This is a genomic window from Mucilaginibacter aquariorum, from assembly GCF_024498135.1.
Taxonomy (GTDB): Bacteria; Bacteroidota; Bacteroidia; order Sphingobacteriales; family Sphingobacteriaceae; genus Mucilaginibacter; species Mucilaginibacter aquariorum.
The window spans coordinates 1,723,012-1,749,574 of sequence record NZ_JANHOH010000001.1 but is presented as its reverse complement, the minus strand read 5'-3'; the positions used below and the strand labels follow the sequence as shown (position 1 = coordinate 1,749,574).

The window sequence follows — 26,563 nt, the reverse complement described above, 5'->3', positions numbered from 1 at the left end:
ATGCACCTGCAGCTTTAAGTTGCAGGTGCTTTATAAAATATCATCATGAAAAAAGTACTATTTGGGTGGATGGCTGTGGTAATTTTAATGGCGTCGTCGTGCGGTAAGAGTAATGTAACGCCAAAACCTCCGGGTGGAGGTGGTGGAACGCCCCCTCCAGATCCGCCGGCAACTGTATCATATCTTGACCTGGCAAAGCAAACGCGTAGCTTTGTTACCAATAATTTTTTAACCTCTAATTTTAGTTATCGCGCAAACACTACTACAAACGCCAATAGCTGTTTTGAATGGTATAATGTAAGCCAGATCTACGCCGATGCTGCCTTAGTAGCTGCCGGTGATGCAACCGCCCTGCCATACATGAACAAAACCTTCCAGTTTATGGAAGGCTTTTGGGATAAGTCTGACCTTCGTGGCGGTTACTTTGCATCGGTTAACCTAAACGGTACCGGTGCTGGCGGCGACAAATTTGTTGATGATAATGGCCTTACCGGTATGGTTTACCTGGAAGCATATGATATAACAGAAGGTGCTGATAAACAAGCTTATTTAAATAAAGCCAAAGCATGTGCCGACTGGTTGATAAACAGCGGGCTTTGGGATAGTACCTATGGCGGCGGTTTTTGGTGGAACACATCAAAACCTAATAAGCCATCACAATCAAACGGTGTTGCTATGCAGCTTTTCGCGCGCCTTTACACCGTAACAGGCAATACAGAGTACCGTGATTGGGCAACAAAGGTGAATAATTGGCTACGCAACAATATGCTCGATTCTTCAACAGGCTTGTATATATGGATGATAGACGGCACAGGTGCAGGTACCAAACACACCGAGAAGTTCACTTACGATAATGCGATAATGATAGAGGCCGATATATTATATGGCAAGGCTATGAACGATGCCAGCTATCTTGCAAAGGCACAGGCAATAGGCAATGCCATGAATACTATTTTATGGAATTCGGCCTACAAAGGTTATATATTTAATACCGACCCAAGCCAAACACGTGTAAACCCTGCCTGGTGCGGTTGGGGAACGCAAGGTATGATAAGGTTATATGAGCAGGATAAAAATGCGAAGTGGCTTACGTTTGCGCAAAATAATATTGACGCGCTAAACAAGGCAGCCCGTAATAAAGATACGCATGCTTACTATTTTTTCTCGGGCTTTGCGGGTGATAACCGCTCGCCGGAGATAGAAGGTGTTGACCAGGCCTGGATGCAAAGGATACAGGCTATGATGTCTAAATATAAATAAGAAGATCCATAGCGGGTAATGCCGCTATTTAAACATATCTACATGAAAATAAAGTTCAGTTCCGGTATTGCTTTACTGGCCATGTTGGCATCGTGCAGTGTAAAGCGCGAAAGTGTTTCAAAATACGTCGACCCTAACATTGGTACGGCGCATAGTCGCTGGTTTTTTTATACACCTGCCGCGGTGCCGTATGGCATGGCAAAGCTGGCCCCATCTACCAACGGGCATTATGGCAACGCTTCGGGCTGGGAAGCGGTGGGTTATGATACCCGCCAAAACTCGATAGAAGGTTTTGTGCATTTTCATGAATGGCAGGTGGGCGGTGTAAGCTATATGCCAACTACCGGCACACTAAAAGTAAGGCCTGGCGATCTGGAAGGCGCTAACACGGGCTACCGCTCAAAATTCGATCGCAAGAACCAGGTTGCCGAACCCGGTTATTACAAGGTTTTGCTGGATGATTATAAGATCACCGCCGAGCTTACCGCTACCAAAAGGGTAGGTTTTCAACGCTATACCTTCCCTAAAAACGAGCTATCGCACATTATACTGGATATTGGCAACAAGCAAGGCGAAAGCGGCGATGTTACCGATGCGGGCATAAAAATGATCGATGATACCCACTTTGAGGGCTTTGTAAGCACCTATCCAAAGTATGTAAAAATATACGACCCGCAAGGCAAGGTGGATATGTTCTTTTACGGTGAGATAAGCAAGAAACCTGCAAGCATTTCTTCTTTTGCGGGCGATAATGTGAAGGAAAACAGCACAAGTGCTACCGGTAAAGGTGCCGGCCTGGTGTTAAATTATCAAACTACTGATAACGAAACCATCGAGATTAAAACAGGCTTGTCATACACCTCTATTGCCAACGCCAAGAATAATTTTACTACCGAAGCTACCGGCCTGTCATTTGAGCAAGCCAAAGCGAAAGCCCAGCAAACCTGGGAGCAACAGCTTGGTAAAATTACGGTAGAAGGCACCGATGAGCAAAACAAAACCAAGTTTTATACCGGCCTGTTCCATGCTTTATTGGGCAGGGGTATAGCCAGCGATGTTAACGGCGCTTATCCAAAGCATGGCGGTTTAACCGGCCAGCTGCCTGCGCAAACAGATAAAAACCTTAAAGCCGAGTTTATCAATACTGATGCCATTTGGGGCGGTTTCTGGAATATTACCCAGTTATGGTCGCTATCTTACCCGGAGTGGTATGGCAGCTTTGTAAACACGCAATTACAGCTTTATAAAGATAAAGGCTGGTTTGGTGATGGTGTTGCCAACAGCGAATATGTATCGGGTGTGGGAACAAACTTTGTGGGCCTTGCCGTGGCAGGCGCTTATAATGTGGGTATCCGAAACTATGATGTTAACCTGGCTTACGAAGCCGTAAAAGGTAACGAGTTTAATTATAAAAACCGTGCTGTAGGTTCTGGTAAAATGGATACCAAAGCGTTTTTAGATCATGGCTACGTGCCGTTTTTAGATCAAACAGGCAGAGATTTCGTTACCGATTCTACAGGTTCTAATTTTTCGGGCTCGCATACTTTAGAGTACAGCTACAGCGCGTTCGCGGCGGCACAAATGGCCAAAGCAATGGGTAAAACGGATGATTACAACAAGCTCATCAAATACTCAAACGGGTGGAGGCAGATCTTTAATCCGCAGAATAAACTGATGCAGCCAAAAAGGGCGAACGGCAGCTTTATAGAAAAGTTTGACCCATACCAACCCTGGAGAGGTTTCCAGGAAGGTAACGCTGTGCAGTATACTTTTTATGTGCCGCAAAACCCGGCCGGGCTTATCGATGCTATTGGTAAGGATAATTTCAATAAAAGGTTAGACAGCATTTTCACGGTATCAGAAAAATTGGGCTTTGGTGGTGGCAAAACTATCGATGCGTTTGCCGGCATCAACTCTATTTATAACCACGGTAACCAGCCCAATCTGCATATCAGCTGGTTGTTCAATTTTTCGGGTAAGCCATGGTTAACCCAAAAATGGACAAGACTTATTGGTCAAGAGTTTTACGGTACCGAACCTATCCACGGTTATGGTTACGGGCAGGATGAAGATCAGGGCCAACTGGGGTCTTGGTATGTGATAAACGCTTTGGGTTTGTTTGATGTGAAAGGTTTTACCGATTTGAGACCTATTGTAGAATTGGGTAGTCCATTGTTTGATAAAGCGACAATTACTTTGGGTAATAGCAAAACGTTAACCATCGAAACAAAAAACAATTCGAAGGATAACGTTTACATCCAATCGGCAACATTTAACGGGGCACCACTTGATAATTGCTGGCTATACCGCGATGAGTTGATGAAAGGCGGTAAGCTAATATTTATTATGGGCGGTCAGCCAAATACAGCGTGGGGCACAAAAACGCCACCGCCATCGGCACAATAGATCATTTTTAGCCGGGCATGTGAGAGAGCATAAATAAAAGATATTATAAACGGAATCAATTAAACCTAATATAAACCTTTACTTATGAGAACAAATCAAGTTGCAAAAGTGCTTTCGGCATTTATTATGCTAAGCATTGTATTGGTTGCCTGTAAAAAAGATCAGGCACCTTCTACAAAAAGTACTATTGATGAAACCACAGCGGGTAAAAAGCTCAAAGCTCAAAGCACAAGCTCGGCCTATTATATAAAAGCCCAGGAGACACACAATTTTGTGTACGGTAATCTGCTTACCACTTATAACAGTTATAAGGTAAATACCACAACACAAACTACTACCGCCTATGAGTGGTACAACGTTAGCCAGATCTATGCCGATGCCGCTATGGTGAAAATTGGCAACACGGCATATGCGCCTTACATGAACAATGCATATGCCTGGATGAATAACATGTGGGATGGATCCAGCCCTTCAGGCGGTTACTTTGCAGCAGCTAATGTGAACGGAAGCGGAGCAGCCGGAGATAAATACACTGATGATAATGCTTTATCGGGCGTAGCTTATCTTGATGCCTATGATGTTAGCACCGGTACAACCCAAACCAATTATTTAAACTCGGCAAAAGCATGTGCAAATTGGCTCATGAACAGTGGCCAGTGGGATAGTACCTATGGCGGTGGTTTTTGGTGGAACACCGTAAAAGAAAGCAAGCCAACGCAAACCAATGGTTTAGCGTTACAATTGTTTTTACGCCTTTACCAGATAACCGGCCAAACCTATTACCGGGATTGGGCTATTTCTATTAAAAACTGGCTGGTAGGTAATATGCTTGACGCGACAACCGGGCTGTATATCTGGAAAATTGACGGCGCGGGTTCCGGCACTAAACATACCGAAAAATTCACCTACGATAACGCCATTATGGTTGAGGCTTTTTTGCTTTACGGCCAAATTTTGGCAGATAACAGCTATGTAACCAAAGCGCAAAATCTTGGGAGCAGCATGAACACAACCCTATGGAACAGCACTTACCATGTGTACATTTTTAATACTACCGACGGCAGGATAAACCCGGCATGGTGCGTATGGGGATCGCAGGCTATGATCAAACTTTACCAAAGGGATGGTAACACCGCCTGGCTTGATTATGCCCAACAAAACATTGATTATATGAATACCAAACTGCGCAATACCACTAACCTTGGCTATTACCATTTCTGCAATTTCGACGGAAGTAGTGTGGAAACAAGGCAAGAAGGAGTTGACCAGGCATGGATGCAGCGAACACAGGGATTGTTATCTGATTATAGATAAGACAATAGTAAAATAAATATGAATTTAAAATACAACTACTTACGTGCTTTATTGATTATCCCGGTTGTTTTAATTGGCGGTTTTCAAACTTCATCAGCGCAGCAAAACCTGTCTGCCGAATATCAGAAACGTGCCGAAAGCATGTATGCTAATGTTTGGAAACGTTACCGTGTGCCCGCTCATGTTGGGCTGTTCTCTGAGAATTATCCGTCGAACAAAAAAGATACGCTTAACTATTTCCAGGGAGCGGGCGTTAAAGAGAAGGAAGTAAGCTTTTTGTGGCCGTTTTCGGGTATGTTTTCGGCTACTAATGTGCTTATGAAGGGCTCTTCTTTAAAAGCTAAGTACAAACCTTATCAGGATAGTTTGGTTATGGGTATTGAGCAATACCGTGATCCCGTTCGTAAACCTGCAGGTTACCAGGCCTACCCGGTAAAGCTTGAGAAAACCGATAGGTATTATGATGATAACGGGTTGGTAGGTATCGATTATATGGAATCGTATTTCAATACTAAAAACCCACTGTATCTGCAGCGTGCTAAGGATGTTTTTAAATTTATATTAAGCGGATGGAATGATGATGCCGGCGGTGGTGTAACCTGGCTGGAAGGTCATAATGACCAAAAGCCTGCCTGTAGCAACGGAATGGCTACGCTTACTGCTTTAAAAATTTACGAGGGCAGTAGAGATAAATATTACCTGGAGCAAGGGAAGAAATTCTACAAATGGATGTACAACACCTTGCGCGATTCTACAGGTGTAATTGTAAATGATGTAAAATTGGATGGTAAGCAGAACCGTACCTTTTATACCTATAACACAGGCTCATTATTGGAAGCTGCGGTGATGTTGTACAAGTTTACCGGCGAAAAGCAATACCTGGATCAGGCAAAGCAATTGGCAAGGGATAGCTACAAGCATTTCAGCAATGTACCGCACTATAAAAACTTAACCCTGCAAATTGATCTGCCGTGGTTTGTTACCGTGTTATTCCGTGGTTACGAAGCTTTATATAAAGTGGACGGCGACTACCGGTACATAGCCGCTATTGAGAAGGACCTGAACTATGCATGGCAAAATTCGCGCGACCAATATGGACTGACAACCAACAGTTGGACACCCATACCTGCCGAGTTAAAGAAACCCAAATGGCTTTTAGATGAAGCCTGTATAGCGGAGCTTTATGCCCGCCTAAGCATCCTGCAAAAGGAGAAGAAGTAGCAATTTAAGTTGGTTAATATATGCGCCCATCGGTAGTGAGAGCCGGGGGCGCTTTTTTAAATAACACCTGTTCCACTCAACAAGTGTTAGAAAAGAATTTGTTTAATAATTGTTTCGAAAAAGGGAGACATTATATATTTTACGCAGCTAAATCAATTAAGCGCGCCTAAGATTAACGCAAAATCATGAAATACAAGATCAAAATGAAAAGCAAGATCAAGATTATATCATATTTAATAGCATTTATTCTGCTTTCGTCCCACGCTTTAACAAAAGCGCAGCAAGTAAAATATACACGATACGTAAATACCTTTATTGGTACCGCGCCGCTTAATGATCCAAAAATACTTGGTTATGAATTACCAAAAGGTTGGCGGTCATGGGCGGGCCTTACATTCCCGGGAAGTTCGCTGCCTAATGCTATGGTACAATTAAGCCCAATGACAGCATATGGTTCGGGCGCCGGTTATCAATATGAAGATTCTGTAATTTTGGGCTTTACGCATACTAACAAAGGGCATTGGAACCTTTGTAATATCCCAATCCTTCCCATGTCTAACCCGGGCAGCAAATTCGGTTCAAAGTTCAGTCATCAAAGGGAAAGTTCGGCACCGGGCTTTTATCAGGTTTATCTGGATGATTACAACGTAAAGGTGAGCCTAACCTCTACATTAAGGGCCGGATATCATAAATACGAATATAAAAACAATTCAAACAGGCAAATACTTTTTGATCTGGGCAAAGCCAATAGCAGGGTATCAACATGGAACATAGAGCAGGTTGGTGATTCGGCTTTAAAGGGCTTTCAAGGTGGCGAGAATATTTACTTTTATGCCGAGTTGAACACCAAAATTAACAAGTTAAATAAAACAGAAGAGGGAAAGCGTACCGGTTTTGCCATTGTACATTTAGCGAATGGCGGTACAGCGCCTGTAGAACTTAAGATAGGGCTTTCGTTTGTGAGTGCAGAAAATGCAAAGCAAAATCTGGAAAAGGAGATAGGCAATAAAACCTTTGATGTTATCCGCGCGGAAGCGACCCAAAAATGGGAGAATATTCTATCATCTATTCAGGTAGAAGGGGGCACAGGGAAGCAAAAACAAATGTTTTATTCCTGCCTGTACCGGTCGTTTCTTTGGCCGGCATTGCGCAGTGATGTAAACGGAGAATTCAGGGATGTTAAAAAGAACATCGTGAAAGCTGATTTTAACTATTATACCGAGCCATCGTTATGGGATACTTACCGCAACAAGGATGTACTTTTAGGGCTGATTAGCCCGCAGGTTACGCTCGATGTTATTAAATCGATGAAAGACGTAGGGGATAAAACCGGTTTTATACCAACTTTTTTTCATGGTGATCATGGCGCTTCATCTATTGCAGGCGCTTACCTGCGGGGGATAGATAAATTCGACATAAAGGGCACTTATCAATTACTGTTAAGAAACGCCAATGTTGAGGGTGGAAGCCGTCCATTTATTACCGAATATATTCAAAAGGGTTATATATCTGATCCGGATATTGAACACCCCGAGGTAGAAACAAAGGCTAAAGCGGGTGTTTCAAAAACGCTGGAATACTCTTACGATGATTATTCGGTTGCTCAGATCGCCAAAAAATTAGGCGATACAGCCAATTATAGAATTTTAATGGCGAGGTCAAAGAACTACAAAAATGTATTTGACCCGTCGACCCGTTTTATGCGAGGACGATTAGAGAATGGCGATTGGATCAAAAACTTTAACCCCGAGCAGCCTTATTATGAGTATATGTACAGAGAGGCCAATGCCTGGCAGGTGTCCTTCTTTGCGCCACATGATATGCCGGGTTTAATTAGCTTATATGGTGGCCCAAAAAAGTTTGAAGCAAAATTAGATTCGTTATTCACTTTGCCTTGGAACCCTAACTACATTGCCAGAAATGTGGAAACCATGATAGGGCAGTATTGCCAGGGGAACCAACCGGATCATGAAGCCCCATTTGCCTATACATTTATTGGGAAGCCGGAAAAATCACAGAAAGTGATTGATTACATTTTGAATAATTTATATGGCATAGGCGAGGAAGGCCTGGAGCTGAGTGGAATGGACGATGCCGGTGAAATGTCGTCGTGGTATGTATTCAGTTCGTTGGGTTTGTATCCGTTTTCGGCTACAGATCCAAAATATATAGTAACAGCTCCGCTTTTTGATGAAGTAAAATGGAAAACCAGCAATGGCAAATTACTTACTATAACCAAACCCGGAAAAGGCAGAGGGATCACATCAATAAAAGTTAACGGGAAGAAAGTTAAGGGATATTTCGTGTCGCACGATCTGTTTAAGCAAGGCGGTAAAATTGCAATTATTACAAAATAAGGGTCAGGTCTGATCGCTATTTGATAAGCCACAAATGAACTTCATTTGTGGCTTTTTAGCAGAATGAAACCGGACGCTCTATCTGAACAAAGTAGGGTAAACAGACAGGTACAGTTATCTGTCTGTTTATGTTTTAATTTGGTATTTGCATCTTTCCAACAAGCATTGGAACAACCTAAAGAGTATTAATGGGATTTATATATTTTAACTTTAATAAGATTTTTCAATCTATTAACATCGGTATGATGATACGGATGCCTAATTTGTACTTTCGAATTAACATAATTCCATAACGATATTTACATCATTTTCTTAAACCTATATGAGTTTGAAATTTTCGTTTACATGCCTGGTCCTTTCAATGGGTTTATTCCATCAAAATATATCGGCACAAACCAGTGCTCATGCTATTAATCTTAATTGTGAGCATTTATACAACCCACTGGGCATTGATGTAACTAACCCCAGGCTTACCTGGATGCTGGATGACCGGCAAAACGGTGCCCGGCAATCGGCCTACCAGTTAATTGTTGGCACAGATTCGGCAGCTGTTGCATCAGGACAAGGGGTAAGCTGGAGTACCGCAAAGATCGCTTCTTCTGAAAACCTGGTAGCTTACAAGGGCAAACCCTTGCAGCCATTTACCAAATACTATTGGCGTGTACAGCTTTGGAATGCCCAGGGAAAGAAAATAGCACCATCGACTTTGGCAAACTTTGAGACAGGGATGATGAGCCAGCGTAACTGGCGGGGTGCATGGATAAGCGATAACAAAAGTGTTGATGCAAAGCCGGCGCCATATTTCAGGCAAACATTTAAAGTCAACAAAAAAATAAGATCAGCAAGGGCCTACATTGCGGTGGCCGGTTTATATGAAATGTATATTAACGGCAAAAAGATAGGTAACCATCGACTGGATCCCATGTATACCCGGTTTGACAGGCGTAACCTATACGTAACCTATGATGTTACAGCCAATTTACAGGACGGTAAAAATGCCATCGGTGTATTGCTTGGTAATGGCTGGTATAATCACCAGTCGTTAGCTGTCTGGAACTTTGATCGCGCGCCCTGGCGGCAAAGGCCTGCGTTTTGCCTCGACATGAGGATAACTTATACTGATGGATCTACCGAAGTTGTCTCTACAAATGATACCTGGAAAACGCAATCTGGCCCTATCATCTTTAACAGTATTTACACAGGCGAGCATTACGACAGCCGTTTAGAAATGCCCGGATGGAACACCGCCAACTTTGATGATAAAAGCTGGAAAGAGGTGATACTTCGTGCAGTGCCATCCAAACAAATTGTAAGCCAAACTATGCATCCTATCCGTAACGTGGAGGAGATCGCGGCCAAAAGCATTATCAAATTTGATGATACCACCTATGTATTAGACATGGGCCGCAATATTGCAGGTGTTACGAAAGTGAAATTAAATGGAGAAAGCGGAACAATAGTGAAGATAAAACATGGCGAAAGGCTTTACAAAAATGGCCATGTAGATATGTCTAACATAGATGTTTACTATAGGCCTAAAGATAAGAATGATCCTTTTCAAACTGATATTGTAATACTGAACGGAAAGGGGCCTGTTGAATTTATGCCTAAGTTTAACTACAAGGGCTTTCAATATGTAGAGATAACGAGCAGCAAACCGCTTACATTAAACAAGGAAGATGTTACTGCCTATTTTATGCACAGCGATGTGCCTGCTGTCGGTAGGGTTAGCTCATCAAATCAGTTGATAGATAAATTATGGGCGGCAACAAATAGTTCATACCTGTCAAACCTTTTTGGTTATCCTACAGATTGCCCGCAACGCGAAAAGAACGGGTGGACAGGCGACGGTCATTTTGCGGTAGAAACGGGCCTGTATAATTTTGACGGTATCACTATTTATGAAAAGTGGCTGGCAGATCACCGGGACGAGCAGCAGCCAAACGGCGTGCTGCCGGATATCATCCCTACAGGTGGTTGGGGATATGGCACGGCCAACGGCACCGATTGGACAAGCACGATCGCTATTATCCCATGGAACCTTTATATATTTTATGGTGATAGCAGGGCATTGTCTGATAATTATAGCAATATAAAGGCTTATGTTAATTATGTCGAAAGCATAAGCCCGGACGGGCTTACAACCTTTGGCCGTGGCGACTGGGTACCTGTTAAATCATCTTCATCTTTAGAATATACCTCATCAATTTATTTTTATGTAGATGCTAATATCCTGGCAAAGGCAGCCAAACTTTTTGGTAATCAACAGGATTATACCTATTACAGCACGCTGGCAGCGAAAATTAAGCAGGCCATCAACAATAAATACTTTAATAAACAAACTTGCCTTTACGGCAGCGGTGTGCAAACAGAACTAAGTATGGCCCTGCAGTGGGGGATAGTGCCCGACCAATACAGGGTCCGCCTTGCCGAAAACCTGGCAAAACGGGTTGCTGCCGATGGCATGCACCTGGATGTTGGTGTGTTGGGAGCTAAAGCTATTTTAAATGCCTTAAGTGATAATGGCCAGGGCGAAACAGCCTACAAATTGGCTGCACAGGATACTTACCCTTCGTGGGGATGGTGGATTGTGAACGGCGCCACTACGTTATACGAGAACTGGGATATAAATGCAGCCAGGGATATATCATTAAACCACATGATGTTTGGCGAAATTGGCGGCTGGTTCTTTAAGGGATTGGGCGGCATAAAACCCGATGAACAGCATCCCGGTTTCAAAAATGTATTGCTACAACCTAACTTTGTTAGCGGCCTTAATTTTTTTAATGCCAGTCATGATGGCCCTTACGGTAAAATTGTTTCTTCGTGGGTAAGAACTGGTAACACTATCACGTATAATGTCACCATACCGGCCAATTCATCCGCTACTGTACGTTTCCCGGGTAAAGCTAATGCAAAAGTGTATTTAAACGGTACCTTGATAAATGCAACCGGAGGTTATAAAATAAATGCTGGATCGTATAAGTTTGAACTAAAATAAAATGACCGCCTGGAATCAGGCACGAAACAGATTTGACGATATTTATATCATGAAAAACTTCCTTAAGATCCTGCATATAGATGAATATTCGCTAACACCTTATTACAGGCAGTTATGCAATGCTATTTTGCAGGGAATTAATGATAAGCTTATAGATGACAACGATGTTTTGCCATCCATAAATGATCTGAGTATAGCGCTGGATGTTTCAAGAAACATTGTGACAAAGGCATACAACACCTTAAAACAAAGTGGTGTGGTTAGCTCTGTACCGGGAAAAGGTTATTTTATTTCCAATACCAATATAAACAGGTCTATTAAGGTGCTGCTATTGTTTAACAAGCTTAGCAGCCCCAAGAAAATGATATATGATTCTTTCGCGGAATCATTAGGGGATAGCGCGTCAATTGATTTTTTTATATATAACAGCAGCTTAAGTTTTTTAAAAAAGATATTGGCTGATAAGATAGACAGGTATGATAAAATTGTAATAATCCCGCATTTTGTGGATAATGGCGAAGAGCCTTTTCAAGTCATCAACCAGATCCCTAAAGAAAAATTAGTTTTGGTGGGGAAATTGGTAGACGGGGTAGACGGAAAATTCGCTGCCGTATACGAAGATTTTGAAAATGATATTTATAACTCCCTGGTTGAGTTATTACCACAGGTTAGGTTATACACCTCGCTTGCGATAGTTTTTCCGAAGAATAGCTATTATTCAACAGATATACTTATGGGTTTCCTCAACTTTTGCAAAAAGTATAATTGTGATTATGAAATTATCCCCGACCTTAAGAACGAAAACATATCAAAGAACAGTTTATATATTACACTAACAGAAAATGACCTGGTTGAGCTGGTTGGCAAATTACTGTCGAACCAGTTGGTGTTGAAAGAAGATATCGGCATTATTTCATATAATGAAACACCATTAAAAAAGTTTATTTTAAACGGGATCACCACAATTTCAGCAGACTTTGATTTTATGGGTAAAAAGGCTGCGGAACTTGTTTTAAGCAATATAGCTGAGCAAATAAAGGTGCCTTTTAACACGATCGTGCGGCCTTCCATTTAGAGATGGTAAAGCATAATTACCATTAAGCGAAACAGTGGGTGACAGTTTTATCAGCTAATAAATTTATTATTGTTAACCAATTATAAACAGGTTAAAAATAAATTATGCAGATAATCTTTGGAGTTATATTCCACTTTATAGGCGGCTTTGCGTCTGGTAGTTTCTACATCCCTTACAAAAAAGTAAAAGGATGGGCATGGGAGAGCTTTTGGATAATAGGCGGTATATTTTCATGGCTTATTGTACCGCCGCTGGCCGCATGGCTAACCATTCCAAATTTTACCGAAATTATTAAAGCAACAGACGGGCAAATACTATTGCTCACTTACTTTTTTGGTTTGCTTTGGGGCATTGGCGGGCTTACTTATGGCCTGGGGGTGCGCTATTTGGGTGTATCATTAGGCAGCACTATTATACTGGGCTTATGCGCGGTATTTGGTTCAATTATTCCATCGGTTTATTATAACATCTACCCAAAAGAAGGGAAGGATACCTTTAGCATGCTGCTGCATAGCCACTGGGGCCAAATGGTTTTATTGGGTATTGTTATTTGTACCATTGGCATTATTATTTGCGGGCGGGCAGGAACAATTAAAGAGCGCGATCTGGCAAAAAATCAACAAGCCGAAAACAATAATAAGGATTACCGTTTTGGACTGGGCATATTTGTCGCCATTATATCAGGTGTTTTAAGCGCCTGTTTCAATTTCGGGATAGAGGCAGGGAAAACCATGGCCGATATGGCTAATACCACCTGGCAATCAACCCATGCCGGTCAAGGCAATTTTCTTTTCTCAAATAATGTTACCTACATAGTGATATTATGGGGTGGGTTAACCACCAACTTTATATGGTGCATGATATTAAATGCCCGCAATAAAACATTTGGCGATTATACCAACAAACAAAAACCGTTACTAAAAAACTATCTTTTTTGTGCCCTTGCAGGTACAACCTGGTTCCTGCAATTTTTCTTTTATGGTATGGGCGAAAGTAAATTGGGTAACGGGGCCAGTTCATGGATCCTGCACATGGCTTTCATCATACTCATTGCAAACAGCTGGGGGTTATTTTTAAATGAATGGAAAGGCGTAAGTAAAAAAGCAAAATACACCGTCATTGCCGGCATCTTCACTATAATACTTTCGGTGTTGATAGTTGGTTATGGCAACTCAATAAAATAAATATTCAATAGCATTAAAATTAATTGTATGGCTACCAGCACAACAGAATTTAAACATGTAAGTTACCTTTGGGATGATGAAAAAGCAGCGGCATTAGCCGGAGATGAGGTCGCCCTGCTTATTTACCGTTCCAACCTTTTAGGTGCCGACTTAAGGCTAACCAATTATGGTGGGGGAAATACTTCATGTAAAGTAATAGACAAAGACCCGCTAACAGGCCAGCAAGTGGAAGTAATGTGGATCAAAGGATCGGGCGGAGATATAGGAACATTGAAGAAAAGCGGTCTTGCTGCTTTATACGTTGACCGTTTACGCAGCTTAAAAAATGTATATAGGGGCATAGAGTATGAGGATGAAATGGTGGAACTTTTTAATCACAGCATCTTTGATCTGGCTTCAAAAGCACCCTCAATAGACACACCACTGCACGGCTTTTTGCCATTTAAACATATTGATCACCTGCATCCCGATGCGGCTATCGCGATAGCTGCGGCAAAAGATGGCGAAAAAATAACCAAAGAACTATTTGGTGGTACTATAGGTTGGGTTGGATGGCAGCGCCCGGGTTTTGACCTGGGTTTACAGTTAAAGGAATGTTTAGATAATAACCCGGGCATCCGAGGCATTATGCTGGGCTCTCATGGTTTGTTTACGTGGGGAGATACCGCATATGAAAGTTATATCAATACCCTTGAAGTAATAGAAAAATGTGCCGAATACCTGGAGCAGAATTATGGCAAAAAAGGCCCAGTGTTTGGCGGCCAAAAGCTTGAAAGCGCAACCGAGGAGAACCGCAAAAAACAAGCGATAGCCTTGGCGCCTATCCTGCGTGGCTTTTGCTCATCCAATACCAGAATGATAGGGCATTTTACCGATGACACCCGTGTTTTGGAATACATAAATTCCAATGACCTGGAAAGGCTGGCACCCATGGGTACCAGTTGCCCCGACCACTTTTTACGCACCAAGATAAGCCCGCTGGTATTATCGCTTCAAAGGGATGAAGATCTGTCTGATGTAAATGCGATCAAAGAAAAACTTGCGCCCTCTTTTGCAGAATATCGTAAAATGTATGGTGATTATTATAACACCTGCAAGCATGCTAACAGCCCCGCCATACGCGATGCAAATCCGGTGGTAATACTGTATCCCGGCGTTGGCATGTTCACTTTTGCTAAAGACAAACAAACAGCGCGTGTAGCCGCTGAGTTCTACATAAACGCTATCAATGTGATGAAAGGCGCCGAAGCTATTTCAGAATATACTTCGTTGCCGAGGCAGGAAGCATTTGATATAGAATACTGGTTGCTGGAAGAAGCTAAACTACAACGTATGCCAAAGCCAAAGGCATTATCGGGCCGGGTTGCTTTAATAACCGGCAGTGCGGGTGGCATTGGCAAGGCAATCGCTAAAAAGTTTATAGAAGAAGGCGCTGTAGTAGTGCTTAATGATATGAATGCCGAGCGCCTTGCAGGTGCCGGTGAAGAGTTTAGGAGTCAATTTGGTAAAGATAGCGTTGCCACTACTTTGTTAGATGTTACCAACCAGGAACAGATAGATCAGGCATTTGCCGAGGCTGTGCTTGCTTTTGGCGGGGTCGACCTGATCGTGAATAATGCCGGCTTATCTATATCAAAAACCATTGCCGACCACCAGGAAAAAGATTGGGATATCCTTTATGATGTATTGGTTAAGGGCCAGTTCTTTGTAACGCAAGCTGCCGTGAAGATCATGAAGAAACAGGATAATGGTGGCGATATCATTAATATAGTAAGTAAAAATGCACTGGTAAGCGGCCCTAATAATGCCGGTTACGGAAGCGCTAAAGCGGCGCAATTGCATTTAAGCCGCCTCAATGCTGCCGAACTTGGCCCCGATAAGATCCGTGTAAATGTGGTTAACCCCGATGCCGTGATCAGCGATAGTAACATCTGGGCCGGCGGATGGGCAGAAGGTCGTGCAAAAGCGTATGGCGTTAGTGTGGCAGAATTGCCTGCTTACTATGCAAAGCGCACTTTATTAAACGAGATAATTTTACCGGATGATATTGCAAATGCTTGTTTTGCCTTTGCCGGCGGGTTATTAAGCAAATCAACCGGGAACGTATTAAACGTTGATGGTGGGATAGCTGCCGCGTTTGTACGATAATATACACCTAAAGTAAAGCGGGTTAACCTTCCGCTTTACTTTATAAATAAACTTAATATGCAATTAGAGAAGTATGCAATTGATGAGCACAATCATCAGCTGTTAAAAAATCATCAGCGCAATTTTGAACATGTTGCCGCTGATGTTAAAGAGCTTGATACTGTAATAAGCAAATTAAAAGCTTTTAATATAGCTATACCCAGCTGGGCATTAGGCACAGGGGGCACTCGTTTTGGGCGATTCTCGGGCGGCGGTGAGCCGCGCAGCCTGGAAGAAAAGCTGGAAGATGTAGGTGTGATTCACGCGTTGAACAGATCCAGCAATTCTATTTCCCTGCACATCCCATGGGATATTCCTGATAATGCACAAGCAATAAAAGCATTGGCAACCCAATTAGGACTACATTTTGATGCCGTAAACTCTAACACCTTCCAGGACCAGGCAAGCCAAAAGCACAGCTACAAATTTGGATCATTACACCATGTTGATAAGGAGGTGAGGCAACAGGCCATTCAACATAATATAGAAGTTATTAAATACGGTGTTGAGTTGGGTTCAAAAGCCTTATCCGTATGGCTGTCAGATGGGTCAAACTTTCCGGGGCAGCTTAATTTTCGTGGGGCATTTCAAAATACACTTGAGAGTTTGCAGGAAATATATGGCACATTACCTAACGACTGGAAAGTTTGGGTGGAATATAAACCGTACGAGCCTAACTTTTACTCCACAACAATTGGCGACTGGGGACAATCATACCTGCTGGCCAGCAAATTAGGCCCTAAAGCAAGTACGCTGGTTGACCTTGGGCATCATCTGAATGGTACCAATATCGAGCAAATTGTTTCTATCCTGCTGATGGAAGGCAAACTGGCAGGTTTCCATTTCAACGATTCTAAATATGGCGATGATGACCTTACTGTTGGCAGCATAAACCCCTATCAATTATTCCTGATCTTTAACGAATTGGTTGAAGGCATGGATGCCCGTAACATGAACCATGCTACAGATATAGGCTGGATGATAGATGCATCACACAATGTAAAAGACCCGATAGAGGATCTTTTACAATCGGTACAGGCTATTAAAATTGCTTATGCACAAGCATTGCTGGTTGATAAAAAAGCCTTGCAAGCCGCTCAGTTAAATAATGATGTTGCGCTGGCACAAGAGATATTACAAGCTGCCTATAGGACAGATGTTCGTCCGTTAATTGCGCAGGCAAGTTTATTGATGGGAGGGGCATTGGATCCTATAAAGGCCTATAGGAAATTAAATGTGAGGGATAGCCTGATCAAAGAGCGCGGAGTAAATACCGTGGCTACAGGCCTGTAATTGATAGGAATATGAGCGCCATACCAGTTATTGCAATATTTGATGTAGGTAAAACCAACAAGAAATTGTTCTTGTTTGATGAAGACTACCAGATCGTATTCGAAAAATCAGCCCGATTTACGGAAACCGTTGATGAAGATGGTTTCGCATGCGAGAATATCGAAAGTTTACGCTTATCCGTATTCGACTCACTTAGTGAGGTCTTTCGCATGAAGGAGTTTAAAATAAGGGCCGTTAATTTTTCAGCGTATGGGGCAAGCTTTGTATATGTTGGCGCGGATGGTAAACCACTTACGCCGCTTTATAATTACTTAAAAGAATACCCGGAAGAGCTTAGCCAAAAGTTTTATAACGATTACGGCGGTAAAGAGCAATTAAGTGTTGTTACGGCTTCGCCTATATTGGGTAGCCTTAATTCCGGCTTACAACTTTACCGCATCAAGCATCAAAAGCCGGAAGTATTCGCCAAAATAAAATATGCCCTGCATCTACCGCAATACCTCAGCTTTTTATTGTCGGGCCAGCCCTTTTCTGAGCTAACCAGTGTTGGTTGCCATACTTTTATGTGGGATTTTGCCAGGAACAGGTATCATGAATGGGTACAACATGAAGGGTTAACCGCAAAGCTGCCACCAATGCTGTCACCAAATAAAGTAGTGCCGGCTTTGTTTCCCGGTAATAACTATAAGGTTGGGATTGGCTTGCATGATAGCTCTGCTGCGCTCATTCCGTATCTGGTTAACTTTAGCGAACCGTTCATTCTTATTTCAACAGGCACCTGGTGCATTAGCCTAAACCCTTATAACCATATACCATTAACTGCCGAAGATCTCAAAAATGACTGTCTTTGCTATTTACAATACCAGGGGAAACCAGTTAAGGCTTCCAGGTTATTCGCGGGTTATGAGCACGAACAACAGGTTAAAAGGATAGCAGCGCACTTTAAAACTAATGTTGTTAAATACCGCCACATGTCCTTTGATCCGGGTATTATCGAACGTTTACGTAAGTCGGAAATATTGCGGTTTGAAGAAAGGGACCTTAACAGTTTTAAGGATGATACCGAAGCCTATTACCAGTTGATTTTAGACCTGGTAGCGGAACAGATTGTTTCTACGCAATTGGTGTTAGATGGATCTGCGGTAAAAAGGATTTTTGTCGATGGTGGGTTCAGCAAAAATTCGATGTATATGAATTTGCTTGCAAGGGCCTTCCCTTCGATAGAAGTATTTTCGGCTTCTATGGCGCAGGCCTCAGCAGTGGGTGCGGCCCTGGTCATCCATAAAGAATGGAACAGGAAAGCCATCCCTAATGATATCATAGAGCTCAAATATTATTCGGCAACCTCAAGCATTTCTATATGAAGGTAGGTTTGTTTATACCCTGTTACGTAGACCAGTTTTACCCCGGTGCGGCTATTGCAACATTACAGCTGCTGGAAAAATTGGGTGTAGATGTTAGCTATCCCAAAAACCAGACATGCTGTGGCCAGCCTATGGCAAATTCGGGTTTTGCTCACCTTACCGGTGGCTGCGATAAGTTGTTTACCGAAAGCTTCCGGCACTTTGATTACATAGTAGCGCCCTCGGGGAGTTGTGTGCTGCATATTAAAGAACATTTGCATAGCACGGAAAATGCGGATGATGCTGCATCCATCCGGAATAAAATATATGAACTTAGTTCTTTTTTAACCGATATACTGCAAGTAGAATCATTGCCTGCAAGGTTCCCTTTTAAGGTTGGCGTTCATCAAAGCTGTCACGGCCAGCGTGGTTTATATCTTTCACAGATGAGCGAGCTGGTGGCGCCCGGCTTTTCGAAACCCGGAAAGCTTTTAAATATGGTAGAAGGGATAGACATTGTACAACTTAACCGGCCAGATGAATGCTGCGGATTTGGCGGGACTTTTTGTGTTGCCGAAGAAGCCGTATCTGTAAAAATGGGGAAAGACCGTGTGGAAGATCACCTGTCGCACGGCGCTGAATACATTACCGGTGTAGATATGTCCTGCCTGATGCATATGGAAGGTATATTGAGAAGGCAGGGCAGCAAAGTTAAAGTGATCCATTTAGCAGAAATATTAAACTCGTACCAATGAGCACGGAAACAAAGGATCACGCCGCATTAGCTGACGATTTTAATAAGGATGAAGACAGGGTGGACTGGCATGACGAGACCCTTTGGTGGATCCGCCAAAAAAGAGACAAAGCCGTTAACAAGTTGCCCGACTGGGAATTACTAAGAGACACAGCTTCAGCCATAAAAGATAATGTTCTTTCCAATCTTTCTGTTTATCTGCAGGAGTTTGAAGCAAAAGCGCAAAACAACGGGATCATCATTCATTGGGCCGCTAACGCGGAAATGCATAACAAAATTGTTTTAGATCTGCTGAAAGCTAAAGGCATAAGGCAAATGGTTAAAAGCAAATCTATGCTGACCGAAGAATGCCACTTAAACGAATATTTGGAGAACAACAATATCGAGGTTATCGATTCTGATCTTGGCGAACGCATTGTGCAGTTAGCCAAAGAACCGCCAAGTCATATTGTACTGCCATGCATTCATAAAAAGAAAGAAGAGATAGGAGAGCTTTTTCACCTGCATCTGGGTACGGATAAAGGAAATTCAGATCCTCAATATCTGACAGAAACCGCCAGACAGCATCTGCGAAACATATTTATAACCCGGAGGGCTTCCTTAACAGGAGTAAACTTTGCTATAGCCCAAACAGGGGAATTTGTGGTTTGTACAAATGAAGGCAACGCGGATATGGGCGCCCACCTGGCCGATATACATATAGCCAGTATGGGGGTTGAGAAAATAATCCCCGAACGAAAGCACCTCGGTGTTTTTTTACGGCTGCTTACCAGGAGTGCCACAGGGCAACCAATTACCACTTATTCCAGCCATTACAGCAAGCCGCGCGATAGTAAAGAGATCCATGTAATAATTGTAGATAACGGGCGTAGTAAACAATTGGGCAGGGCCGATTTTAGGAACTCTCTAAAATGTATCCGTTGCGGTGCCTGCATGAATACCTGTCCGGTTTACCGCAGAAGCGGAGGGCATAGTTACCATAATGCTATTTCGGGGCCTATTGGTGCCATACTTGCTCCTAATTTGGATATGGAGAAATTTGCCGATCTGCCATTCGCTTCAACGCTGTGTGGATCATGTTCTAACGTATGCCCGGTTAAAATAGATATTCATCAGCAGCTGTATAAATGGCGGCAGGTAATCGTCCAAAACGGATATGCGCCGGCGGCAAAAAAAGCCGCCATGAAACTGATGAGTATTACCTTATCCTCACCTTTTTTATATCACACCAGCGGTAAAGCAGGAAGGATGGTTTTACGTTTCGCGCCCTTCGCGGTTAATAATCGTTTTAATCCATGGTTTAAACAGCGCGATATGCCCGCACCGCCCGACCAATCTTTTGGTGAATGGTATGCTAAAAACAGATAAGCAATGACAGACCGCGAACAGATAATTAACGCCATAGCGGCAAACCAGCCAGCTTTTAGTCCATTGCCGGCCACCCATTTTACTGCGGAAGATCAGGAAGATTTGGCAAGCCAGTTTGCCGATACCCTCACCGCTATCGGCAGTGTGGTATTTGTTGTTGATAATTTGGCGGATATCCATCAGCACATTAAGAGCAACACATCAGCAGATCACCGTGTGATAAGCACAATAGGCATGGTGGAATATAACGAAGATATTGGCACCAATATTTCGCCACATTCGTTGCAAAATGTAGAAATAGCTGTTTTAAAAGCGCACTTTGGCGTTGCAGAAAACGGTGCCGTATGGCTAACAGAAGAGTTGATGGGGAACCGGGTTTTGCCTTTTATTTGTCAGCATCTGATGATTGCCCTGCCTATAAAAGATATTGTTGCTAATATGCACAAAGCCTATGAACGGATAGGGAACGATTCATATGGCTTTGGTGCTTTTATTGCAGGGCCCTCAAAAACGGCGGATATAGAACAATCCCTTGTAATGGGCGCGCACGGCCCCAAAACGATGACAATTTTTCTTATGAGGTCTTAGGTTGAGTATGGTTATAACTTAAAGGGGTGATATTTTTCGTATGTATCTGGCACCTTCTTCGGATACATAAATATCGTTGTTATGCACAGCAATTTGGCTGATACCAGAAAACCTGGCTGAAAGTGCCGGCCCATTAACATAGCCCGGTGTTGCACCACCCGCAATGGTTGTTACTTGATGGGTAGTTAAATCAATAGCGCGTACGGCATAGCCGTCTGCTACAAGTAAAGTGTTACTGTTAGCAACTATAACATCTTCCAGTGATGTAAATTGAGCACTGCTGCCAATGCCATCTGTAAAACCTTTAGTTGAACCTGCTATAGTAGTAACAGTACCATCAGGGGTGATTTTCCTGATACGAAAGTTTAAAACGTCGGTAACATATAAATTGCCATCAGCATCTACGGCTATGTTTGTAGGAGTATTAAATTGCGCATTGGTGCCATTATCATCTTTATATCCTGCAGTTCCACCCGCAAATACAGTTCCTACACCATCACTTGTACGTTTAATAATAGTATGAGCTCCTGCGTCAACTAAATACATTGTTCTATCCAGTGTGGCAAAATCAAAAAGATTGGCAAACACAAAAGGTATTTTTATGCCATCTACTATATGGCAAACTTCTGCTGGCCAAGATATAGAGTCGTTACGGTCATGAGGCTGAAGTCCTCTGATGGGCCTTTCTTTGCCGATTTCAAGAAAATAAAAATATATCGAGCCATCACTTGCCATTGCCATGGTCAGGGAATGTGGGTTAACAAACCGTTTTTTAAATGGAATGGTGCTTACTATACCTTCGGGCGTAATCTTTCTAATACTGCCATTCCCTGTATCTGTAATGTAAAGAGTTCCTGTTGGCGTTGATATGATACCATTGGGTGAGGCGAATTTAGCCAATAATCGAGGACCATCTAAATTGCCATATTCATGATTTTCGACACCTGCATATAAAGAGACTTCCAGCGGATCGGTAAAACTACTGAGGGTGGTAGTACCCAACTGTACTTTTGAATTTTTATTAGAGTTTACCGCGTCTTTTTTGCAAGAGAATAAAGACATTAACGATGCAGTAAATAGTATTACAACAACATAATCTTTTAATATTTTCATGACAAGAAGTTTAAGTGATATATAAAAATATATAACCTAAGCTACCGGTATTTTAACTATTAAGCAATGATTTTTTAAGATTGTAAAGAATATGAGAAAAAGCTATAATAAATGTGAAACCATATGTGATAACACTGTTTAACCTTCACGCATTTGTTAGGATCAAAAACTTTAGATTCCGCTGTCTGAAGTTGATAAACGTCGGACAGCGGAATCAATATGTTTGTTCGCCCAAGCGCCCTTTTTATCGGGCGTTATGCTTCTGTTTAATTGTTTTGCTTGTAAAGTGGTAACTGCCCGAACCAATCTTCTCTATTTTATAGCCCTCCTTCTCTTCATTATCAGGAACGAAGACTGTCGCCGTTGTATTAGCAGGTACATCTACATCCAGGTAAAAGGTATCGTCTTGTATTTTCCAGTTAGAGGTTAGTTTGCCGTAAGGGGTCTCATAAGATGCATTGGCATAGGTTAACTTGCCGCCAATTGTAGGTTTAATAATTATCTTTTTGTACCCCGGGCCATCTGTCTCGGTATCAATGCCCGATATTACCCTGTACATCCAATCGCCTATGGCGCCATAAGCATAATGGTTGTAAGAGTTCATGGTAGGTGTTTCAAAAGTGCCATCAGGCTTTATGCCATCCCATCTTTCCCATATGGTAGTGGCCCCCATTTTTATAGGGTATAACCAGGAAGGATAGGTTTCTTGCAATAACAGCTTATAAGCAACATCTGCATACCCAAAACGGCTTAAGGCATGGCATAAATAGGGGGTACCTAAAAAGCCGGTAGATAGGTGGTTGCCGTACCTTGTAATATTGCCGGCAAGCCTTGCAGCTGCCTGTGTACGCAGGTTTTCTGGCAACATATCAAATGATAATGCAAGGGCGTATGCGGTTTGCGTATCAGATGAGATCAACCCATTTGGTGTAACATATTCTTTTAAGTAAGCCGCTTTTATTCTTTCGAGTAAAAGGGAATAGGTTTCTGCATCGGCTTTATTACCTAATGCTGTGGCAGCGTTTATTAATAATTGGGTCGAATAAGCATAAAAGCATTGCGCTATTAAATATTTGCTGGTTATTGCCGAGGTTCCGTCAAGGTCATTAATTACGCTGTAAAACAACCAATCGCCAAAGTGCCAGCCGGTGTTCCAAAGGTCGTTTTTGGCATGATGCTGCATATAATCAACCCATTTTTTCATACTCGGATATTGTTCTTGTAATAATTTTTTGTCGCCATAGGCCAGGTACATATTCCAGGGCACAACGGTCGCCACATCGCTCCATCCGGTGCTGCCGCCATTTTCCGAATCGTTTTGCTTGAATACATCAGGAATAATATGCGGTATGCTGCCATCACTGTTTTGATCTGCAGATACATCCTTTAACCATTTAGTGAAAAAGTTATGCACGTTCATGTTAAAAGATGCCGTCCGCGAAAACACCTGCGCATCACCTGTCCAGCCCAGGCGTTCGTCACGCTGTGGGCAATCGGTAGGTACATCCAGGAAGTTTCCTTTTTGGCCCCATTGTATATTGTGCTGTAATTGGTTTAATAATGGGTTTGAACAAGCAAATTCGCCGGCTGCCGGCATAGATGAATAAACAGCAACTGCTGTAAAATCGCCCAAGTTTAAATCGCCGTGGACGCCTTCCACTTTTATATATCTGAATCCCTGCCAGGTAAACTGGGGTTCAAAATATTGGGTGCCTTTACCATTAAGAATATAGATGTTTTGAGCTTTTGCGCCCCTTAGGTTCTCGGTGTAAAAGTTACCCTCTTTATCAAGTACTTCGGTATGTGATAGTTTTATTGAATCGCCTGCCTTACCATTGGCTTTTAACTGTACCCAGCCCACTAAATTTTGCCCAAAGTCTATTACTTTTTCGCCTTTAGGGGTTATAATTACTTTTAACGCCTTAAATGTCTCCTGTTTTTTAACGGGTTCGTTGTAAGTAGCTATCAAGTTTGCTTTATCGTAATTTTGAACTTTTACATTGGTCCAATCCGCATCATTAAAACCAGCTTTCGACCAATCCTTTTGTGCCATTCGGGAATCAATTGTCGCTCCGTTATAGATCTCGGCATAACGTAGTTCACCTGTTGCTGATTTCCAGCTTCCGTCAGATACAATGGTTTGATGAGAGCCATCTGTATATTCTATCTCAAGCTGAAACAACAACCCAACATCCTTTCCGTAATGATTTGGGCTTGATACCAATACGCTTCGGTACCAGCCGCTGCCCAACGTAGCGCCAACGGCATTTGCGCCCTTTGCCAGCATTTTAGTTACATCATAAACCTGGTATTGCAGGCGTTTATGATAGCTTGTCCAGCCCGGGGTTAAATAGGCATCGCCAATCTTTGCGCCATTTATTTGTGCTTCGTATAACCCGTGAGCTGTTATATAAGCAAATGCGCTTTTTATATTTTTATCAAGGGAAAAGCTTTTACGTAGCATAGGGCTGGGCTTATTAACAGTATCGCCTGCATAGCCTGGCCCTATCCATGTGGCTTTCCAATCTGTTGGTGATAAAAAGCCCATGCGCCAAAATGCTTTTTCGCTCCAGGCAGAGGCGTGGCCCTGGTTATCCCAGATTTTTACCTGCCAGGCATAAGCCGTGCCTGATCGTAGCGCCGGACCCTCGTAGGGTATAAATATCGATTGCGCATCAGTAATTTTGCCGCTCGCCCAAACAGGTTTGTTATCGCCGGCAGTTCGCACTTTTATTTCGTAAGCTGTTTGCAATACATTTTTTATGTTTCCGGCTTTTACCTGCCAACTAAACCTTGGTTGACCGATATCTATACTAAGCGGATTTTGTTGGTTTTCGGTTAATAAGTGCGTAACCTGCAGCTGCGCAAAGCAACTTAAAGTAGAAATTAAAATCAGTAATGTTAAATAAAGGTTTTTCATTAATAGGTTGTTTCGGATGGTATATTATTGATTATAAAGTAAACTTCTAAAATCGCGTCATTGAGCAGACTGCACATGTTTTTACAAGGGCACATTAATGGTTGTGAACTTTAATAGAAAATCAGTTAAATAACTAACTGTAAACTATTGGGGTTCTAATAATAGGTTTGCTAATTGGCGTGTTTATATAAACAAGTATAAACCTCTTGTTTGAAATAACTGTGCCCATCTGTATTCGATACATAAATGGTTTACCGGTAATTTAGTTGATAACTCCCATAGCCCTTTTACGATAATCGGTTGGTGTCATACCGGTTTTTTCCTTAAACATTTTAGAAAAATAAAAATAGCTGTCAAACCTCAGATCGTAAGCAATTTGTTTTATGGGGATATCCGGGTTATTCAAAAGTTCTTTGGCGCGTTCTACCTTTAGCTGGATATAATATTGACCTGGCGAAAGCCCGGTATAGCTCTTAAATGCCTTTCTGAACCAGGAATAACCTACCTGCAGCTCTTCGGCGGCCTGCTCGGGCGAAAAGTCATTTGCTATATTAGAACGAAATAAAAGCCTCGCTTTATTAATGACCATTTCCTTTTCTTCGCATTCTACCGCGTTTTGTTTGAAAATAAAATGAAAGTTCCCCATTAGGTGCAGCGCAGCGCCCGAAATAAGGGGTTGATAGCCGGTGTTTTCCCGTTTAGTTACCTCGATAATACTGTTGAACAAACTGAATATCCCTTCATGGAAACCGATATATATGCTCGGATTATCAGGCCTCAGAAAATTTTTCCGTACCAGGTTATCAATAATATCGCCTTTTATACCCACCCAATATTCATCCCATCCTGTTTCATTGTCTGGCTTATAACGGTGCCTTTCTCCCGGGAAAAGTATAATAATAGTTCCTGCTTTGATCTCGCGCCGTTTGCAGCTATCCGATTCAAAGATCCCTTTTCCTCTTGTTATATAAATGATCTGATATTCGTTCAATACCCGGCCTATGTCCCAGTTAAAGTAATGGTGGGCCGGGTGGTTTTTAAAAGGATATAAGCCCGTAGCCTCTATATGGGTACAGCCGGTATTTAAAACGCACAATCCCCAGCTCTCATCCTCGCGGCTTACCGGCAGGTATTTATAATAATTGATCATTTTATTTATGCTACTATAACGGTTAATTG

The 26,563-nt window shown here is 42.4% G+C and carries 17 protein-coding genes; 14 read left to right on the top strand and 3 right to left on the bottom strand.

What is annotated here, in order from left to right; all coding sequences use genetic code 11:
* The first annotated feature begins 45 nt into the window (after positions 1–45).
* The 14 genes from NPE20_RS07450 to NPE20_RS07385 all read left to right on the top strand — a co-directional run bounded on the left by NPE20_RS07450 (position 46) and on the right by NPE20_RS07385 (position 21,351).
* Entirely contained in the window at positions 46–1,260 is a 1,215-nt protein-coding gene (locus NPE20_RS07450; protein ID WP_256537984.1) for a glycoside hydrolase family 76 protein, read from the top strand.
* A gap of 42 nt (positions 1,261–1,302) precedes the next feature.
* Positions 1,303–3,666, top strand: a complete 2,364-nt coding sequence (locus NPE20_RS07445; RefSeq protein WP_256537983.1) for a GH92 family glycosyl hydrolase — start codon at positions 1,303–1,305, stop codon at positions 3,664–3,666.
* A gap of 84 nt (positions 3,667–3,750) precedes the next feature.
* Positions 3,751–4,980, top strand: coding sequence for a glycoside hydrolase family 76 protein (locus NPE20_RS07440; protein WP_256537982.1), 1,230 nt, complete (start codon positions 3,751–3,753; stop codon positions 4,978–4,980).
* Positions 4,981–4,998: 18 nt separating this feature from the next.
* Positions 4,999–6,201 (top strand): glycoside hydrolase family 76 protein, encoded by a 1,203-nt coding sequence (locus tag NPE20_RS07435; protein WP_256537981.1) that lies wholly within the window; start codon positions 4,999–5,001, stop codon positions 6,199–6,201.
* A 185-nt stretch (positions 6,202–6,386) separates the two neighbouring features.
* The gene (locus tag NPE20_RS07430; RefSeq protein ID WP_256537980.1) at positions 6,387–8,558 is read left to right on the top strand and encodes a GH92 family glycosyl hydrolase; all 2,172 of its coding nucleotides are present in this window, start codon (positions 6,387–6,389) and stop codon (positions 8,556–8,558) included.
* 322 nt (positions 8,559–8,880) lie between these two features.
* Positions 8,881–11,559, top strand: a complete 2,679-nt coding sequence (locus tag NPE20_RS07425; protein WP_256537979.1) for a glycoside hydrolase family 78 protein — start codon at positions 8,881–8,883, stop codon at positions 11,557–11,559.
* A gap of 49 nt (positions 11,560–11,608) precedes the next feature.
* Positions 11,609–12,634 carry a GntR family transcriptional regulator gene (locus tag NPE20_RS07420; protein WP_256537978.1) on the top strand — a complete coding sequence of 342 codons (1,026 nt, stop codon included), beginning with the start codon at positions 11,609–11,611 and terminating at the stop codon, positions 12,632–12,634.
* Positions 12,635–12,738: 104 nt separating this feature from the next.
* A complete protein-coding gene (gene rhaT, locus NPE20_RS07415) occupies positions 12,739–13,818 on the top strand; it encodes an L-rhamnose/proton symporter RhaT (RefSeq protein WP_256537977.1) in 1,080 nt (359 codons plus the stop codon).
* Positions 13,819–13,845: 27 nt separating this feature from the next.
* Positions 13,846–15,966: a bifunctional aldolase/short-chain dehydrogenase gene (locus NPE20_RS07410; protein ID WP_256537976.1), complete on the top strand. Its 2,121-nt coding sequence runs from the start codon at positions 13,846–13,848 to the stop codon at positions 15,964–15,966.
* 57 nt (positions 15,967–16,023) lie between these two features.
* On the top strand, positions 16,024–17,298 hold the full coding sequence (locus NPE20_RS07405; RefSeq protein WP_256537975.1) for a sugar isomerase: 1,275 nt from the start codon (positions 16,024–16,026) through the stop codon (positions 17,296–17,298).
* Between the two features lie 11 nt (positions 17,299–17,309).
* Positions 17,310–18,662, top strand: a complete 1,353-nt coding sequence (locus NPE20_RS07400) for an FGGY-family carbohydrate kinase (protein WP_256537974.1) — start codon at positions 17,310–17,312, stop codon at positions 18,660–18,662.
* Entirely contained in the window at positions 18,659–19,396 is a 738-nt protein-coding gene (locus NPE20_RS07395; RefSeq protein ID WP_256537973.1) for a (Fe-S)-binding protein, read from the top strand. Before NPE20_RS07400 ends, NPE20_RS07395 begins: the two co-directional genes overlap by 4 nt.
* A complete protein-coding gene (locus NPE20_RS07390) occupies positions 19,393–20,763 on the top strand; it encodes a lactate utilization protein B (RefSeq protein ID WP_256537972.1) in 1,371 nt (456 codons plus the stop codon). The genes NPE20_RS07395 and NPE20_RS07390 overlap by 4 nt, the downstream gene beginning before the upstream one ends.
* Before the next feature lie 3 nt (positions 20,764–20,766).
* Positions 20,767–21,351, top strand: a complete 585-nt coding sequence (locus tag NPE20_RS07385) for a LutC/YkgG family protein (protein WP_256537971.1) — start codon at positions 20,767–20,769, stop codon at positions 21,349–21,351.
* Between the two features lie 18 nt (positions 21,352–21,369).
* Here NPE20_RS07385 and NPE20_RS07380 read toward each other — a convergent pair whose 3' ends face one another.
* The 3 genes from NPE20_RS07380 to NPE20_RS07370 form a co-directional block, all read right to left on the bottom strand.
* Complete coding sequence (locus tag NPE20_RS07380) at positions 21,370–22,464, bottom strand: NHL repeat-containing protein (RefSeq protein ID WP_256537970.1); 1,095 nt, start codon at positions 22,462–22,464, stop codon at positions 21,370–21,372.
* Positions 22,465–22,708: 244 nt separating this feature from the next.
* Positions 22,709–25,384 (bottom strand): glycoside hydrolase family 78 protein, encoded by a 2,676-nt coding sequence (locus NPE20_RS07375; protein WP_256537969.1) that lies wholly within the window; start codon positions 25,382–25,384, stop codon positions 22,709–22,711.
* A 262-nt stretch (positions 25,385–25,646) separates the two neighbouring features.
* Positions 25,647–26,534 carry an AraC family transcriptional regulator gene (locus NPE20_RS07370; RefSeq protein WP_256537968.1) on the bottom strand — a complete coding sequence of 296 codons (888 nt, stop codon included), beginning with the start codon at positions 26,532–26,534 and terminating at the stop codon, positions 25,647–25,649.
* Between the last annotated feature and the right edge of the window lie 29 nt (positions 26,535–26,563).

What these genes read in the sequence shown, in the direction of transcription:
- NPE20_RS07450 (WP_256537984.1), top strand. Translation starts at nt 46, where the DNA reads ATGAAAAAAGTACTATTTGGGTGGATGGCTGTGGTAATTTTAATGGCG.
- NPE20_RS07445 (WP_256537983.1), top strand. Translation starts at nt 1,303, where the DNA reads ATGAAAATAAAGTTCAGTTCCGGTATTGCTTTACTGGCCATGTTGGCA.
- NPE20_RS07440 (WP_256537982.1), top strand. Translation starts at nt 3,751, where the DNA reads ATGAGAACAAATCAAGTTGCAAAAGTGCTTTCGGCATTTATTATGCTA.
- NPE20_RS07435 (WP_256537981.1), top strand. Translation starts at nt 4,999, where the DNA reads ATGAATTTAAAATACAACTACTTACGTGCTTTATTGATTATCCCGGTT.
- NPE20_RS07430 (WP_256537980.1), top strand. Translation starts at nt 6,387, where the DNA reads ATGAAATACAAGATCAAAATGAAAAGCAAGATCAAGATTATATCATAT.
- NPE20_RS07425 (WP_256537979.1), top strand. Translation starts at nt 8,881, where the DNA reads ATGAGTTTGAAATTTTCGTTTACATGCCTGGTCCTTTCAATGGGTTTA.
- NPE20_RS07420 (WP_256537978.1), top strand. Translation starts at nt 11,609, where the DNA reads ATGAAAAACTTCCTTAAGATCCTGCATATAGATGAATATTCGCTAACA.
- rhaT (WP_256537977.1), top strand. Translation starts at nt 12,739, where the DNA reads ATGCAGATAATCTTTGGAGTTATATTCCACTTTATAGGCGGCTTTGCG.
- NPE20_RS07410 (WP_256537976.1), top strand. Translation starts at nt 13,846, where the DNA reads ATGGCTACCAGCACAACAGAATTTAAACATGTAAGTTACCTTTGGGAT.
- NPE20_RS07405 (WP_256537975.1), top strand. Translation starts at nt 16,024, where the DNA reads ATGCAATTAGAGAAGTATGCAATTGATGAGCACAATCATCAGCTGTTA.
- NPE20_RS07400 (WP_256537974.1), top strand. Translation starts at nt 17,310, where the DNA reads ATGAGCGCCATACCAGTTATTGCAATATTTGATGTAGGTAAAACCAAC.
- NPE20_RS07395 (WP_256537973.1), top strand. Translation starts at nt 18,659, where the DNA reads ATGAAGGTAGGTTTGTTTATACCCTGTTACGTAGACCAGTTTTACCCC.
- NPE20_RS07390 (WP_256537972.1), top strand. Translation starts at nt 19,393, where the DNA reads ATGAGCACGGAAACAAAGGATCACGCCGCATTAGCTGACGATTTTAAT.
- NPE20_RS07385 (WP_256537971.1), top strand. Translation starts at nt 20,767, where the DNA reads ATGACAGACCGCGAACAGATAATTAACGCCATAGCGGCAAACCAGCCA.
- NPE20_RS07380 (WP_256537970.1), bottom strand. Translation starts at nt 22,464, where the DNA reads ATGAAAATATTAAAAGATTATGTTGTTGTAATACTATTTACTGCATCG.
- NPE20_RS07375 (WP_256537969.1), bottom strand. Translation starts at nt 25,384, where the DNA reads ATGAAAAACCTTTATTTAACATTACTGATTTTAATTTCTACTTTAAGT.
- NPE20_RS07370 (WP_256537968.1), bottom strand. Translation starts at nt 26,534, where the DNA reads ATGATCAATTATTATAAATACCTGCCGGTAAGCCGCGAGGATGAGAGC.